Origin of the sequence: Sphingomonas endophytica (genome assembly GCF_001476895.1) — a bacterium.
GTDB classification, from domain to species: domain Bacteria; phylum Pseudomonadota; class Alphaproteobacteria; order Sphingomonadales; family Sphingomonadaceae; genus Sphingomonas; species Sphingomonas endophytica_A.
In genome coordinates, this window is sequence record NZ_LDTB01000301.1 from 1 (window position 1) to 697 (window position 697).

Annotated in this window: 1 protein-coding gene; it reads left to right on the forward strand. The window is 57.4% G+C overall.

Features of this window, described 5'->3' with window-relative positions:
* Nucleotides 1-98: 98 nt before the first annotated feature.
* The coding region (locus NS334_RS19510) for a transposase (protein ID WP_106940456.1) at nucleotides 99-697 on the forward strand (599 nt) is incomplete at its 3' end.

Consider the following 697-nt stretch of genomic DNA (forward strand, 5'->3'; position numbering starts at 1 on the left):
ATCGGTACACTCTGAAACGGTGAACCGCCTGACAACATTGCCGAAAGTTGATCTTTTGGGCGCATTCGTATATACGAGACGAAACACTTAGAGGTCTTATGCGCGAGGAAGATTGCCGGGCTGCACTGGAGGGAATTAGGTGGTCAAGTGGTCCCGTGTGTCCGCACTGCACCGCATCGGGCACCGCCATTACCTTGATAGGCGGGGCATCCCATCGTCCCGGCCTCTACCTGTGCTCAGAATGCAGACGGCAATTCACCGTCACCGTGGGCACACCGCTAGAGGGTTCTAAGCTTCCCCTTGCTGCCTGGGTTTCGGCGGCACACATGCTCAACAGATTGCCCCATGTCGTGACAGCGCGAGAGATCGAGCAGGCGTTAGGTGTGACGTACAAGACAGCGTGGCACATGGTGCAGAAGCTCTTGGGGGCTGTTGAGAGCTATAGAGGTCCCCTTCCATTCTTCGGTGCCACCGTTAGACAGCGGATTGAACCGCTGCTGCCTAAGAACAGGAACACCAAGAGCGCTTGGGCGCGAAGGCGTGCGAAGATCAATGCGGGCACGTACAAGGCTCCGCGAGTGCCTGTAGCCGTTGGGGCGCTGTCAGCCTTGAAGTTCTCACCGCCACCCAGCAAAGCTCATGTAGAGCGCACGGAGCGCTTCTTGCGATGGGTGCTGAGCAAGAGAGAAAGTAGATG